General features: G+C 67.6%; 6 protein-coding genes and 3 pseudogenes. 6 read left to right on the top strand and 3 right to left on the bottom strand.

From position 1 onward, the window contains the following. The 5 genes and pseudogenes from ACNFOC_RS37275 to ACNFOC_RS37255 all read left to right on the top strand — a co-directional run. Window positions 1-405: pseudogene (locus ACNFOC_RS37275) on the top strand (hypothetical protein); the annotation flags it as partial. Between the two features lie 129 nt (window positions 406-534). Then, window positions 535-1164: a hypothetical protein gene (locus tag ACNFOC_RS37270; protein WP_416963454.1), complete on the top strand. Its 630-nt coding sequence runs from the start codon at window positions 535-537 to the stop codon at window positions 1162-1164. Between the two features lie 478 nt (window positions 1165-1642). Beyond that, window positions 1643-9544: an RHS repeat-associated core domain-containing protein gene (locus ACNFOC_RS37265; RefSeq protein WP_416963453.1), complete on the top strand. Its 7902-nt coding sequence runs from the start codon at window positions 1643-1645 to the stop codon at window positions 9542-9544. Beyond that, on the top strand, window positions 9538-9900 hold the full coding sequence (locus ACNFOC_RS37260; protein WP_416963452.1) for a DUF6193 family natural product biosynthesis protein: 363 nt from the start codon (window positions 9538-9540) through the stop codon (window positions 9898-9900). Before ACNFOC_RS37265 ends, ACNFOC_RS37260 begins: the two co-directional genes overlap by 7 nt. Beyond that, window positions 9897-10976, top strand: a complete 1080-nt coding sequence (locus ACNFOC_RS37255) for a Dyp-type peroxidase (protein WP_416963451.1) — start codon at window positions 9897-9899, stop codon at window positions 10974-10976. Before ACNFOC_RS37260 ends, ACNFOC_RS37255 begins: the two co-directional genes overlap by 4 nt. Window positions 10977-13023: 2047 nt before the next feature. Here the strand turns inward: ACNFOC_RS37255 and ACNFOC_RS37250 are convergent. From ACNFOC_RS37250 to ACNFOC_RS37240, 3 genes and pseudogenes are all read right to left on the bottom strand, one after another. Then, complete coding sequence (locus ACNFOC_RS37250; RefSeq protein WP_416963450.1) at window positions 13024-13569, bottom strand: hypothetical protein; 546 nt, start codon at window positions 13567-13569, stop codon at window positions 13024-13026. Window positions 13570-14054: 485 nt separating this feature from the next. Beyond that, window positions 14055-14561 (bottom strand): transposase, encoded by a 507-nt coding sequence (locus tag ACNFOC_RS37245; RefSeq protein WP_416963449.1) that lies wholly within the window; start codon window positions 14559-14561, stop codon window positions 14055-14057. 389 nt (window positions 14562-14950) lie between these two features. Beyond that, window positions 14951-15127 (bottom strand): annotated as a pseudogene (locus tag ACNFOC_RS37240) (ISL3 family transposase); the annotation flags it as partial. Window positions 15128-15149: 22 nt separating this feature from the next. On the opposite strand from ACNFOC_RS37240, the pseudogene ACNFOC_RS37235 reads away from it, so the two are divergent. Further along, window positions 15150-15269 (top strand): annotated as a pseudogene (locus tag ACNFOC_RS37235) (biotin transporter BioY); the annotation flags it as partial. Between the last annotated feature and the right edge of the window lie 73 nt (window positions 15270-15342).

The raw sequence follows: 15342 nt of genomic DNA, 5'->3' as shown, positions 1-15342 counted from the left end.
CCCGGCCGCCGCGCCCGCCGGCGCGCCGCTCACTGGGCGCTGCACCCCGCCCCGCTGCCCCTGCCTGCAGAACCGCCCGCCCTGCGGCTGACCGCCCTGGCCCTGGCCGCACACACCTCCGCCAACACCGAACACAGCACCGAGATGGACACCCTCGGCCGCATGTGCGGGCACTCCCCGCAGCAGACCGGAGAACTCCTCGACCGGCTGGTGACAACAGGCACCCTGACAACCTGGCACCACAACCGGGAGACCGACGAGGCAGCCTGGCAACTGCCCCAGCCCCCACGCACGAACCCGCCCTGCAACAGGGCTCCAAAGGCACCAGACAGAGTGGTTCTGACCTCCGCGGCGAACAGCGGACGCCACTCGACGAGAGGAATAACCGGTTCCGCCTGTCCGTAGTATCTCTACGCCAAGGCATTTTGCGGCAGTTACAGCGTCCGTGCCGCCGGTACAGCACAGAGGGAGCGCTGCCCCGGTTCGAGGCCGCTCGCCTGGATCGCTGCCGTACACCGAGGAAAGGCCAGCACCATGTCCGAGAGCACAGCTGTCGCCACGGGACTGACATCCCAGTACATCGCCCAGGTGGCCGGCGACCTCGAAAGCAACCTCAAAGAACAGGAACGTGTCGGCGCCGAAATCGCCACTCTGCAACAGCAGCTGACTGCCCTGCAGCAGGACCACAGCGTGCTGGTGAACATGCAGCAGGCGCTCGGCGTCACGCACGAACCGGATGAGCCGTCGACCACGGCCAAGGGTGCCGCAGTGTCTTCTCCCCAGCAAAGAACCGAGGCCGCACCCTCCAGCAAGCGAAGGGCACGGAAGACCACAGCCGTGCAGGAAACGACGGCTGAGAAGCCCGCCACCTCCAAGGCCGGCACGACGGCGATCCGGCCCACCCTGGTGGAACTCATCCGCCGCCACCTCACCGAGCAGAACGAGCCGCGCTCCGCCGCGGAAATCTCCACCGCACTCGGCAAGGCTCACCCCGAGCGCGGCATCAAGACCAAGGTCGTACGCGTCACTCTCGAAGGGCTCGTGGCCAAGAGCAAGGCCCAGCGCACCAAGCAGGGCACCTCGGTCTACTACACCGCCCCCGACGCGCCGGAGCCGACAACTGCGCCCCAGGCCGAGGAGAAGTCCGAAGGTACCGACCGCTGAGGCAACGAGGCTGCACGCCGCCAAGGTCAGCATCCGCCCCTTTCCGCGGTAGCGAGTCCGATGTCGACGAGGTTGCGCCAGGACCTACGCGGCCTGAGGGCTGGTCACGTGGTGCACCAACGCAGCCATCCACAACAGCAGTCGTGCATTGCATGACTCGTCCGCAGGAAGGTTCGCGTCCTCGGTTCTGCGGGGCTCACAACGCGCCCGCCCGGATTCGAGCCATCAACATGCCCCTACAGCGTGGGGAGGCCTGACGATCCCTGTGACTGTCCAGGCCACCCTGTCGCAGGTCGGCGCGTGCTCGCTATCCACACCAAGGCCCGCCAGTAGCACCTGCGCACTGCGGTCGATATCGGCCAGATAGTGCCGCCCCTGTCGCGTACATGACCTCCTGTCTCTACGGTGTGACGCATCGCGCGATGAGTGTGGGGGTCATGGGGCGTACGCGTCCCATGCAGTGCTCTGGGGAGGGCGCATGCGGTTACGGGGCGGGGTTTTTCGTGCCATCAGACAGGGCCGGTACCGGCTGATCACGGTGGGCGCACTCGTGCTCGCTCTGACCTCGGGGGCCGTGTCGGCCCAGACACTCCCCCAGCACCCGGGACCGGCCAAAACCGCCCCGGCCGCCACGACGGCGCCGTCCCAGCCCAAGCCAGCCTCCTCCGTCACGCAGACGGACGGCACCGCTGAACCCACCACCGACAACGCTGTCTACGCCTACGACGCGGCAGGCCGCTTGGTCGGCGTGAGCGACCCGACCGGGCAGACGGCCCGCTACCGCTACGACGAGGCCGGCAACCGGCTCGGCATCGACCGGTACGCCTCCAGCACCCTCTCCGTGCTGTCGGTGGTCCCGGTCAGGGCCAAGGCCGGTGCCACGGTCACCCTGGCCGGTACCGGTTTCTCGGCGACAGCGGCTGGCGACACCGTGGCGTTCGGCGACACGACCGCCACGGTTACCCGCGCCTCGGCGACCCGTCTCGTGGTCACCGTCCCCGTTGGCGCGGACGACGGCTCCGTGGCCGTGACCGTCGCAGGCAGCACAGCCAAGTCCGCCGAGGCGTTCTCGCTGGCGCCCTCCGGCCCGGCGATCGCGTCGATGGCCCCCTTGTCCGGCCCCGCGGGCACCGAAGTGACCATCCAGGGGACCGGGCTCGCGTCCACCGCTTCGGACAACGTCGTCCGCTTCAACGGCGGAACGCTCGCCGAGCTGGTCAGTGCAACCACCACCACGCTCACGGTGAAGGTGCCCGAGGCCACGACGACCGGTCGGATCACCGTGGAGACCCCGGACGGGAAAGCGGTCTCCCCGGCCGACTACACCGTGCCGCTCTCGGGGGACGAAGCGGACTTCGAGACCACGGTGCGCACGTCGGTAACCGATGCCAGCCCGCCGTCCGCCGCCGTCACCCAGGCCGGCAAACGCGCCCGCGTGCTGTTCGACGCCGACCAGGGCCGGGACATCTCCTTCGGCTTCACCCAGTCCACATTCCCTTCCACAGCATCAGTGCAGCTGATCGATCCACTCGGCGACACGATCGGCACCGGCTCGGTCCTCAGCGCCTCCAACGGCTCCAGCGACTTCGAGGTGCGCAACCTGACGGCGTCCGGGACCTACACCCTGGTGATCGACCCGCTGCTGGACACCACCGGTGCGGTGACCGTCACGGTGTCGTATCCGGCAGGCGGAGAGCTGTCCTTCACCGGCGATCCCGCCGCCACAGCCATGAGCAGGGTCGGACAGGACGGCTTGTGGACGTTCGGCGCGACGAAGGGCGACTCGTTCAGCCTCGGCATCGACACCGCCGGGATGAGCGACGGCGTGTACGCGCGCCTGTACGAGCCGGACCGGGACCAGGTGGACTTCGTGTTCGTGTCCAAGGCGTCCAACGGCTCCCTGGATGTCGATGCTCTGCCGGCGACCGGGAGGTACACCCTCTACCTGGATCCCGCGAACGCGGCGACGGGCACTGCGAAGGTCACCATCGCGCACTACGCCGAGGCCGGCACCCTCAGCCCCGACGGTGCCGCCACGCAGTCGGCCGTCACCCGGCCCGGGCAGGACGGCGTCGCCTCCTTCACCGCAGAGACGGGCAAAAAGGTGTCGCTCGGCGTGACGTCGACGGGCTTCGCCTCCTACGTCACCCTCCGGCTGTACGCGCCGGACGGCACCAGCGTGGACAGCTTCATCGTCTCCTCCCGCGCCACCACGGAGTGGGACAGCACCGCTCTCCCCCAGACCGGCACATACCGGCTGGAGGCCCAGCCCGCCAGCATCGGCACCGGAACCCTCGCCATCACGCTGGCCCGGCCGGTGGACGTGGGCAAGTTGAGCAGCACCGGGAGCACAGCCGCGGTGGCCATCACCCGGCTGGGGCAGAACGCCGAGGCGACCTTCGATGCATCGGCGGGGAATGATCTGTCGCTCGGCATCACGGAGAACACGTTCACGAGCTACTTCGCCCTCACCGTCATCGCACCGTCCGGCGCGAAGGTGGGCACCTCCGTGACGGTGTCTGCCGCCAGCGCGAAGACGGTAGGTCTGTCCGACCTGCCGGAGACCGGCACCTACACGGTCGTCATGGACCCGTACAGCGGTGCACAGGGCAGTTTCAAACTGACGCTCTCGGCCGACCTGACGGTCGCCGTCGGTATCGACGGCGCCTCGGTGCCGGTCACCGTCTCCCGCCCCGGCCAGCGCGTACGGGTCACGTTCACGTCCCCGGACAGCGCCGACCTCGGCCTGGGACTGACCGGCAACACCATCAACCAGGCCACATACGTCAACCTGATCGGCTCCGCGGGCGGGGACGGCGACTACCTCGCCCAGGCGGCCAAGAACACCGCCCAGGCCGTGCATGTGAATGGCCTGGCAACCGGTTCCGTCTACACGCTGCTGCTGGAGCCTCAATCCGCAGGCACCGGCGGCGTCACCCTGTGGCTGTCGACGCCGGTCAAAGCGGGGGCGCTGTCCCAGAGCGGCGGCACGGGTGCCATCGCCCGGCCCGGGCAGGCACTGCAGTACACGCTGGACGCGAAGGCGGGCGACGGCGACACGGTGGTGTTCACGGGCACCACGATCACCGGAAGCACCCGGATCATGCTGCTGGCGCCGGGCGCGACCACGCCGAGCAGCCTCGGTTCCCTGAGCACGTCCACGACAGATGCGGCCCTGCGGGCCCCGCTCGTCGCAGGCACCTACCGGCTGCTGCTGCAGCCCCTCACTCCGGTGACCGGCCAGACCACCGCCACGCTGGTCCCGGACGTGAACGCAGGAACCCTCACCGTGGGCGGAGGCACGGGCTCGGCCACGATCGCAACGGCTGGGCAGAACGCCCGCTACACGTTCACGGGCACTTCGGGGCAGAAACTCACCCTCTCGCTGGGCAGCACCCCGCCCTACGCCTGGTATCTGTCGGTGTTCGGGCCGGACGGCAAGTGGCTCGTCGACGCACGGTATTTGACGACGAGCACCACCTCGTACGCGATGGCGGCGCTGCCCGCCTCCGGCACCTATACCGTCACTGTCGATCCCGCGCTGCTGAAGACCGGCACCTACAGCATCGGCCTGTCGACCACCGCGCTTGCGAGTTCGTCGAACCTGAGCGCCTTGAAGGCCGAACAAGCCCTCGCGGACAAGGTGCAGCACACCGAGGACAGCACCGGTGCCGGCACCGACCGCGGGAAGGCGCAGACCGGCACTGCTCCCACGGGCGTCGACGCCTGGCAGCCGGACAAGCAGAACCTCACCGGCCGCGACTGGGTGACCCGGCGCGGCAGCGGGCCCAAGGCTCCGACGAGGCTACGTGCCCCGCCGGGCACGACCGCGCTGAGTGGGCATGTGCTCAAGCTCGACGGCACACCGCTGGCCAAGGCGACCGTCCGGGTCGGCGCCACCACCGCACGCACGGATTCCAGGGGCCGCTTCCTGCTCAGCGGGATCAGCGCGAACGCCACCACCCTGGTCATCGACGGCTCCAGCGCCCACACGAACAAGCGCAACTACGGCCGCTTCGACATCCGCATCCACCCCAAGGCCGGTCTGTCTATCGACCTCGGCTTCCCGGTGTGGATGACGCCGCTGGACACCCGGCACACCGTCACCTTCGACGCGCCCGCGAAGAAGGAGATCGTGCTGACCACCCCCAAGATCCCGGGCCTTGAGGTCCGTATCCCCAAGGGGTCGGTGATCCGCGACGAGAACGGCAAGACGGTCACCGAACTCGGCATCACGGCGATCCCGATCGACCGCCCGCCGTTCCCGCTGCCGAAGAACAGCATCGTTCCGGTCTACTTCACCGTGCAGCCCGGCGGAACGTACGTGTTCCCCAAGGGCGCCCAGATCATCTACCCCAACTACACGCACGAGCCGCCCGGCACCCAGGTCGACTTCATGGACTACGACCCGGGCGGCAAGGGCTGGTACGTCTACGGACACGGCAAGGTCAACGCCGACGCAACCCAGGTCGTCCCGGACAGCAAGACCCGGGTGTGGGCGTTCACCGGCGCGATGTTCAACACCACCAACCTGCCCAACTGGCTGCCCTCCTGGCTGGATGACACCATCGACTGGCTGTCGGGCGACCCGGTGAACCTGTCCACCGGCCTGCTCACCGACGCCCACACCGACCTCGCCGTCGACGACGCCCTCACCCCCGTCGACATCACCCGCACCTACTGGCAGGGAGACACCGCAAGCCGTGCCTTCGGCATCGGACGCGACCTCACCTACAACGCGTTCCTGCACTCCGAGGAGCAGTACCAGGAAGTCGACCTGTATCTGCCCGGCGGGCAGAAGATCCACTACGACCGCACCTCCGCCGGCACCAGCTTCCTCGACGCCGTCTTCGAACTGACAGGCGCATCAGGGCAGTTCCGCGGCACGAAGATCGACTGGAACGGCAACACGGGCTGGGACCTGACCTTCCCCGACGGCACCGTGTGGGTGTTCCCGCAGTACGCCCCGCTCAAGGAGATCCGCGACCGCTACGGCAACACCCTGTCCCTCACCCGCGCTTACACCACCCGCGGCAACCTCACCCGCCTCACCACGTCCGGGGGCCGCTGGATCGCGCTGACCTACGACGCGCACAACCGGGTCACCCAGGCACGGGACAACGCCGGCCGCACCGTGTCCTACACGTATGACAGCGCGGGACGGCTGGATACGGTCACCGACCCGGCGGGCAAGGTGAGTTCGTACACCTATGACGGCACCTCCAACCGCATCGCCACCGCGAAGGACGCCCGCGGCATCGTCTACATGAGCAACACCTACAACGCCGACGGCCGGGTCCAGCACCAGACGCTGACCGAGGGGCAGGAATACTCCTTCGCCTACACCACCACCGGGACCGGCGAGGTCACCGCCACGGAGGCGACCCAACCCGGCGGCGCGGTGCGGCGGGTGGAGTTCGACGGCGGCTACGGCACCTCCGACACCCAGGCCTACGGCAGCGCTCTGGCCCGTAAGACGGTCTACGAGCGCGGCACCGGACACCGTGTCAATGCGGTGGTGGACCCCTACGGGCGGCGCACCGAGCTGTCGTACGACGCGAACAGCCATGTGACCAAGGTGGTCCAACTCGCCGAAACCAGCAGTGCCCGCTCCAGCGACAGCATGGTCTTCGACGGCGCCTACGACCAGCCGGGCAGCGTCACCGACGCGCTCGGCCACAAAACGACGTTCACCTACGACGCCGACGGCAACCTGACAAAGACCACCGACCCCGAAGGCCGCGAGACCAGCTACACGTACAACAGCGCCGGCCAGGTCAAGACGGCCACCGACGCCGCGCACGCGGTCACCGCCTACGCCTACGCCAACGGCAACCTCACCGCCGTCACCGATTCCGAGGGCCGTACGTCCACGCAGTTCACGGATGCCGCAGGCCGGCCGATCACCCTGACCGACGAGTCGGGTTCGGCGACCACCGTGACCTACGACAAGCTCAACCAGACCCGCACGGTCACCGACCCGCTCGGTCACACCACCGCCCTCGGCTACGACGCCAACGGCAACCTGACCACCCTCACCGACGCCCGCGGCAACACCACCACCTGGGCCTATGACAACGCCGACCGCCCCAAATCGGCCACCGACCCGCTCGGTGCACAAGCGCTGTTCGCCTACGACGCGGCCGGCTTCCTCAAGACGGCGACCAACCGGTCCGGCGTATCGGCCGTGGCCGAGCACGACCTGCTCGGCCGCCCCAAGCGCACCCAGTACGGCGTGGACAGTGTGGGGCAGGCGGAATCCACCGTCAGCTACGACTACGGGGCCAATGACCTGCCCCAGCAGATCACCGACAGCCAGGCCGGCAACCAGTCCTTCACCTACGACGCCTACGACCGCGTGGCCTCCACCACCGGCCCCACCGGCACCGTCGGCTACACCTACGACGCCAGCGACCAGCGCACCTCGATGACCGCGGCCGGGACCAGCACCGCCTACGGCTACGACGCCTCGGGCATCCTCACCTCGGTCAAGTCCGGCACCCAGGAAGTCGCCTTCGGCCTGGACGCCGTGGGCCGGGAGAAGACCGCCTCCCTGCCTGGCGGCATCACCCGCACCACCGGCTACGACACCACCGGCGTCATCACCTCCATCGCGTACGCCCAAGGCGCCAAGACCATCGGGGACTTGGCCTACACACGGGACGAACGGGCCCTGCAGACCGGCCTGACGGGCTCACTGGCCAAGGTGGCACTGCCCGCCGCGGAGAGCGGCACGCAGTTCGGCAAGGACAACCGCATCACCAGCTACGACGGCCGCACCTTCACTTACGACGCACGCGGCCAGCTCACCAATGACGGCCTGCGCACCTACACCTGGAACGCCCGCGGCGAACTCACCGGCCTGGCCAAGGCAGGGACCACCTCGTCCTTCGGCTACGCCCCGTTCGGCGGTCGCGTCTCCAAGACCATTGGCGGCACGAGCAGCCGGTATCTCACCGACGGCACCAACCCGCTGGCGGAGCAGGATGGTTCGGGAGCGACGACAGCCACGGTGGCCACCTCGGGCTTGGACGAGTTCCTGTCCCGTACCGAGAGCGGCACGACCCAGGTCTATCTGACGGACGCCCTGGGCAGCGTGGTCGGCCTGGCCAACTCCGACGGAACGGTCGCCACCACCTACGCCTACGACCCAGGCGGCACCCCCACCGCCTCCGGTTCGGCTACGACGAACCCGTACACCTTCACCGGCCGCGAGGACGACGGCACCGGCCTGCTCTACTACCGCAACCGCTACTACGACCCCCAGACCGGCCGCTTCATCTCCCAGGACCCCAGCGGCCAGGCCGGCGGCACCAACCTCTACCAGTACGCTCTCTCCTCCCCCACCACCTACACCGACCCCACCGGCAACAACCCCATGATCGCCGCCTGCATCATCGGCGGCCTCATGGACGGTGGCCTGGACTGGCTCACCCAGCGTCTGTCCGGACGCAAAGTCAACTGGGGCCAGGTCGGCATGTCCGCCGCCACCGGCTGCCTGGCCAGCATGCTCGGCGAAGGACTCGGCGCCCTCGCCGAAGGCAGGGCAGGCTCCCGCATAGCCCAGTGCGCTACCCCCAACAGCTTCACCGGCGACACACCGGTCCTGATGGCCGACGGAACCCGCAAACCGATCAAGGACGTCAAGGTCGGCGACACCGTCATCGCCACCGACCCCAACACCGGGGAGACCGTCCCCCGCAAGGTCACTGCCCTGATCAAGGGCACCGGCGACAAACAACTCGTCGACATCACCGTGGACACCGACGGGTCCGCCGGGACCAAGACAGGCGCCCTCACCGCCACTAGCGGCCACCCCTTCTGGGTTCCCGCACTCCATCAGTGGGTCGAAGCAGGCAACCTGACGGCCAGTCAATGGCTGCAAACCAGCAGCGGCACTCGGGTACAGATCACTGCCATCCGTCACCACACCAAGCAGACCCCGGTCTACAACCTCACCGTCGACGATCTCCACACCTACTATGTGGGCACTGGCCAAGGTGTCCTGGTCCACAACGCTCAGCCTGGCTGCGGGCCCCACCTCGCCCTGGGTCTGAGAAGCATCCATGGTGGCCGGCAGGGGCTTCTGGACGAGTTCGCTCGAAGCGTCGGAGCGATCACCTACACCGACGCCATGTTCAACGTCCCCATCGGGGGCGTCATGACCGAGCCCATGGTCCGAGACATGATCGACGTCGTTGTCAGCCGCAGTGGACGCATGACCTTCAACATGCACGGCATCACAAGGGTCGACGAAATGCTGGCCGGCGGCGAGAGTTACGTAGCCACGCGTGTCACGGCGATGGAGCTGCGCTACATCTGCGGGAACGCGGCTGCCCGGGCCATCACGACCTTCGTGAACGGAGACGCGCCATGCTGAGTGACTCTCGCAGTCCGGAATCGGCATGGACGCGCCTGCTGCAGGAGTTCCGCCCCCCGCACTCTGGCTCGGACCCCTACACGCCGGCGATGTGGACCCTGTTGCAGGCTGCCCACAGGCATCCGCTGCTGAGCACGCTGTATCCAGAACTGTCGACCACCATGCTCACCTTCTCCCGGACAGACGACTTCCAGATGCGCGGGGGCGAACGGTTCCCTGTCATCGGCGCTGCCGCCGGCAAATTCGGTGTGTCCGCCTATCCCGTTGCCGAGAACAACATCCTGCTTGTCACTAGCGAGGTGGATAAGGCCGTCGCCCTTGCCGCCAGCCTCATCGAGGAGCAGCTCGACCAGTGACAACGACAACCAGGCGAGGGGTCCTGCGTGCCGCGATCGCCGCTGGCGCTGTCGGCGCCGGCGGCCTCGCCGCTGCCGACACCGTCGCTCTGCGCAGCGAATCCAGCCACCAGGACCAGGAGGCCGCTCACCTCCGCGGCCCGGCCCCGTTGCCGTACGCGCAGGTAATAGCCCTCGACTTCATTGGGGGTGGAACTCGCGCCGGTGGTTCCCTGCGTACTGCACACCACGTGGTCGAAGCGGTAGACGGCGGCAACGTCGCCGCTTGGTTGGCCATGGGGGAAAGCATGCTTCCCTCGTCGGTGGCCGGACCCCGACACCTCAAGCAGATGCCGACGTTTCCTGGAGACGTACTGGATCACACGCAGTCACACGGGGACCTCCTGCTCCAGATCACAGGAACATCACCCCATGTAGTACAGGACGCAGCCGAGCACGCGCTCCGCGAACTGCCACTGTGGCGGGTGCGCTGGCGTCTGGACGGCGTACGCCCCGAGAACCGAACAGAGGACAGCCGAGGCCTGGCCCGCAACCCGTTCCACTTCACCGAGGGATACGGAAACCCCGACACCCCGGCGGGAGTTGCCAAACGCGTGACCATCACCCGCGATCAAGGTGAGCCATCGTGGGCCGTCGGCGGAAGTTACCAAGTGATACGCGTCATCCGGCTCGCAACGGATTTCTGGGACCGGGACACCGTCCACGAGCAGGAGCGCATCGTCGGCCGAGGCAGAGACGGACAGTGGCTGGACGGCACACCCGGGACCGAGCAACCCGTGTTCGCCGCCGACCCGCAGGGCAAAACCACACCCCTGGATTCCCACGTCCGCAGAGCAGCCCCCGACCGGCGCAACCCCCCGCCCCTGGTCCGGCGCGGCTACAACTACCGTCACAGCGACGACGACCAAGGTCTGATCTTCTCCTGCTTCCAACGCAACCTGGAACAGGGCTTCGAAGCCGTGCAACACCGGCTGCAGGGCGAGGCCATGGCCAAATACACCCTCACCGTCGGGGGCGGATACTTCTTCGTCCCGCCCCCAGGCGACGGATGGATCAACGCCCTGGCCTCGAGATGAGCGGCCTTCCTGACGTGGACGCACCGGTTCGTAGTCTTAGCTGAGGCGCCAGCATTGGGCGGGCGATGCTCCAGTCCTCCTGCAACTGCCGGGGCAAACGTGCCTACAGGCGAATGATCGACAAGCCGCCGGTCAAGGCCAGTGTTCGTAACGCCGTCCGGGAAGATACATCCGCGCTCAGCAGAGTGAGCACCAACGGCTCTCCCTTGGCCGACGAGATCGTTCGGGAAGAAGCATGACGGGTACTGGTCGCCGCGCTGGAAGCCGAGGCCAGCGCCTACCTAGCCGAGCTGGCCTGCTTTAGCAGGACGGTTGCCCTCTCCTGGGAGTGACTTCCTGTGGATCGAGGTGCGGTCGGTTCACTCGACCGTCTTCCTGATCACATGCAGGACGTGAACCTGGCCTTCGGTACATCCTCGCGGCCTCCTGCGCGCAAGGCTGGGACGTATCCGCGATGCGAGGTGGTGAGTGCGCCGGAGTGCTCCGCCTGGATTTTCATACGCCGGCGCACAGTGCATCAGGAGAGTTTTCCGACAGCGGCGATCGATTTCTTTCAGTAGCGGTCATCTTTAAGAAACATCAGGACGATCGTCACCGGAATCCGTCCTTCAGGCGCCGTTTTCGCACGCTGATGCGTCGGCTTACCCGTTAGTGACTCACTCTGATAGCCGAGTGATTCGGGAGCGCGCTAGGGTCACGCCGAAGGTGGGCCCCGGTTCAAGGATGGTACCAACGGACCGGGACCCCTCCGCATTTTGACCAGCCGTCAATTCCCTGAGGAGAAAGACGACTGCTCCCAATGTCGTCCGGGGCACCGTGATGTCCAGGACGCACCCGGACGCTAGCAATACCGGCGGTAATTACGCACGCCTGCGTGCCTTCGCTGTCACGGTGAGCCTGGGCCCCGTCGTGGTGCTGGTTTTGTCCTTCGTCCTGCCATTTGCCGGTCAGTGGCCCGCCGCTGCATGCGTGGCACTCGCCAGCGTCGCCGCGGCAGCGGCACGCACGTCGCGGATCAGCTTTCTCTGGGCGCGGCTGGACTGACCTTTTCGGGCCAAGGTAGGCCGCGGGCTATGTCTGCTGCCCACCCCGGCCGGGGTGTACGTGCAGGACATCGGCAATCGGAGGGAGGAGACACCGTGGCGACTGGTTCGTCCCACCCAGAGGCGTGCGTGGTGTGCGCGGGGCTCCTGGTACAGAATTCGGGCGCGGGGCGGCGCCGGAGGTACTGCGGCACGGCCTGCCGCCGGCGAGCCCAGCGGCGTCGGCAGGCGGGCCGGGTTCCGGTGGTGGATCAGCAGGGGCCTTTGGGCCGGGCGGTGGCGGCGGAGGTTCGTCGGCTGGCGCAGCAGTTGCTGGACAGTGAGATGCGCGAAGAGGAACTGGGGACGCTGCTGGAGCGTGCTGAGGCGATTCGGCGGGAGCTGGGTATTTATACCGCGGCTGCGGTGCAGGATGCCCGGCACCGGGGTGAGAAATGGGAATCGGTGGCCAGGGCCGCGCATGTCGCGCCGGAGACGGCACGGGCACGTTGGGGTCCCGAGCGGGTGGCCCGGATGATGGATCTGCACGCCAACGAAAAACGGGCTGCTCCTGCCCGTGGGGGTCAGTCCTACGCCGTGGACCGTGAGGCGGCCCGCGCCGCGTCCCGTCCCTACAGGTGGGGGTCAGTCCGCTGCGTAGGCGAGGAGGCGGGCGACTTCGCTGTTCCGTCCCTACTGGTGGGGGCCCGTCCGAGACACCCAGGGTCTAACCGACCGCGTGATCGTCCAGTCCCCATGCGTGGGGGTCCATCTCCCGGCCTGGTGAAGTGGGAGGGCACCCAGAGGTCCAATCCCTACGCATGAGGGTCCATCTAGCAAGCCGATCCCACAAGCCTGGCTGTGACGTCGTTCAGCGGGCTCTGTCAGCGATCACGGGGAGTCGTGGCGGAGAGTGAGTGCTGCTAGGTCAGAGGGAGCGTCGAAACCCACTGGCCTATGGTGGCTCGCCTCTTTGGCATCAGACATTTGCGGTGACGCCATAGAACCCTTCCCGCGGTTGTTGCTCACGAGTGCCTTTCCGCGATCAGCGGGCGGCCTAGATCGGCAAGCGTATTTCGCGGGAAACCGTCGCGCAGCAGCGGCAACGCCCGGCCGAAGTCCTGGAGCAGCCCTCCGCCGTCAACGGGCCACAGCCGGGAGTCGGCGATCGGAATGCCGACGTAAGCCCGGCCGGGTGCGTCGTCCCAGGTTGGGTCCAGCACGGTCCCGTCAGGTCGCACGATCCAGGCATGAGGAAGATAGACGTCGAACTCGGCATGGGTGAGGGCGAACCCCTCGGCGTATACCAGGCCTTCGTCACGGTGGGCCAGGGCGTAGCGGGCCGCATTGCTGTAGCAGAGCCGGTCAGGCATTTTGATGAGACTGCCGGGACTGGACGTGGGGGTGAACCGGCGGCCCATGGTGAGCAGGAGATGGAACTGACTTGGGTATCTCCAATTCTCGGGTTTGCGGTGGGCGGTCTCGGAAAGTTCGGCGTGCTGCCGAATGTGGTCGATGAGGCCATCCTCGGCGGCGATGAGAGAGGCGGTTTGGGGAGCGCTGTTCGTCATGCTGCGGTGCCTCTCCGATGGCTTCGAGCGGTGTGAGGGGAGGTCATCCTCTCGCATGTAGATGCTTCGACGGTGCTCCGGTCATGTGGAGGGGAAAGCCGGAGCGGGGGTCCAGCCTTCGGCGACAAGGGACAAGCCGCCACTGTCCAAGATCTCCAGGCACTTCAGGCAGGTGACGCTCATGCCGTGCTTTCGGACGTTCGTGGGGGCGATGTCGCAGAGCGGGCGCTGAGGGACCAGCCCGTCTTGTGGGCGGTCCGGCACTGGAGCGAGCTGGGCTGCGTGAACGGTCCACGAGCGGTAGCTCGTGGCCGTGGCGACCACATCACCCTCGGCCAGGCCCCGCTGTGTGTCCATCTTCTCAACGATCACGCTGGCATTCTTCCAGTGGTGCAGGGCTGTCGAGGGGTTCTCGACCGATCACGTCGCAAGCCGGACAGACCTTCACGAGGATCGCAGCGGTCGTGGGGAACTGACGCTGCTCGTCATGCCAGCAGGATCATTTTCCGCAGGAGAGTGAAGTCGGCCCGTCCGTAGAGTTGCCTTTTGATCTTTTTGATGCGGTTCACGGCTCCCTCGGTACCGCCCGAGCTCCAACGGAGCGTAAGCCCGGCAGCGACGGCTTCAAGGTCGCCGGTCAAGCCGCGTGCGAAGCCGGTGATGCCGGGCAGGTTCGCGGTGAGAGCCTCATCGATCCAGGCGGGCAGGAGGACGCCGGTCTGCTGGGTGAGCATGTCGGCGAAGTCCCGGATGAGGTGGTGAGCGACGGCGAGTTCGGGACAGTCGTCCAGGATCGCCTTGAGCTGCTGGTGTTGGTCCTCGGTAAGCGAACTCGGTCGACGGGTGAGCCAGCCGGTGACCTGCCGCGTGCTCGCCGGTGCCGGAGGGGGTTGTGGTGTTCGGCGGGGCTGGTGCAGTTCGTGTCGGGCCCAGTCCTGCAGCGTGGAGTAGCCGCCGTGCCAGCCTCGTTCGGCGAGTTCGCGGTAGAGCACCGTGGAGGAATGCGTCCTCGGGTCTCGGCGATGCGCATGGAGAGATAAGCGTGGTGGACATCGAGGCTGCTGCCGCGTCGGTGGCGTCCCGGGGAGACCTGATGCCAGTGCTCCGCACGGGCGTACCGCTGGACGGTGTGACGGCCCCAGCCCAGGTGGCGCGCGATCTCCCGAATCCCCATACCCTGCTCCAACAGACGGTGGACCAGGGCATGATGGACCCTCAGCCGCGCCGCGAGACGCCCGTCGCCGTGCGATGTCGCGGGGGACGGCGGAGCCTGTCGAGAGGCCCACGACGCCTGCCCGGACGTTGCCGGGTAAAGGCAGGAGCGGTGCGCCGCAACGCACTTCTCGACGGCTTGGCCGAGGTTCATCCACAGATGGAAGCGGTCGGCCACCTGTTGGGCGCCCGGTGCGCCAACGGTGGCGCCCTCGGCATAGGCTCCAGCCCGGTCACGGCACACGATGTCGATGCCGGGGTGGGCCAGGAGCCAGGTCGCCAACGGTCCGGCGTCCCGGGTGGGCAGCACGTCGATGACCTGGTGCGTTTCTCCGCAGGTCAGCACTGTGGCGTAGGTGTGTCCGCGTTTGATCGCGAAGTCGTCGACACCCAGCACCCGTGTCCTCGCCGACCTGCTGCCCGCCTCCCGCGTCCGGGACATCGCCCTCGTGCTCGGCGGCGCCGCGCTCACCGGCCTCGCCGCCCAGCCCGAATCCGAGTGCGAACGCGAGCTTGGCCCTAGGGAGCTCGGACGACCGGCGTAGCGGCACGGAACGCGCC

It is taken from the genome of Streptomyces colwelliae, assembly GCF_048158785.1.
In the GTDB taxonomy this organism is placed as follows: Bacteria; Actinomycetota; Actinomycetes; order Streptomycetales; family Streptomycetaceae; genus Streptomyces.
Note: the sequence above shows the minus strand (reverse complement) of the source record. Positions and strands in the feature narration are given on the sequence as shown.

Bases quoted from the DNA above. Each gene is read 5' to 3' on its own strand.
- ACNFOC_RS37250 (WP_416963450.1), bottom strand. From the start codon at position 13,569: ATGACGAACAGCGCTCCCCAAACCGCCTCTCTCATCGCCGCCGAGGAT.
- ACNFOC_RS37260 (WP_416963452.1), top strand. From the start codon at position 9,538: ATGCTGAGTGACTCTCGCAGTCCGGAATCGGCATGGACGCGCCTGCTG.
- ACNFOC_RS37270 (WP_416963454.1), top strand. From the start codon at position 535: ATGTCCGAGAGCACAGCTGTCGCCACGGGACTGACATCCCAGTACATC.
- ACNFOC_RS37265 (WP_416963453.1), top strand. From the start codon at position 1,643: ATGCGGTTACGGGGCGGGGTTTTTCGTGCCATCAGACAGGGCCGGTAC.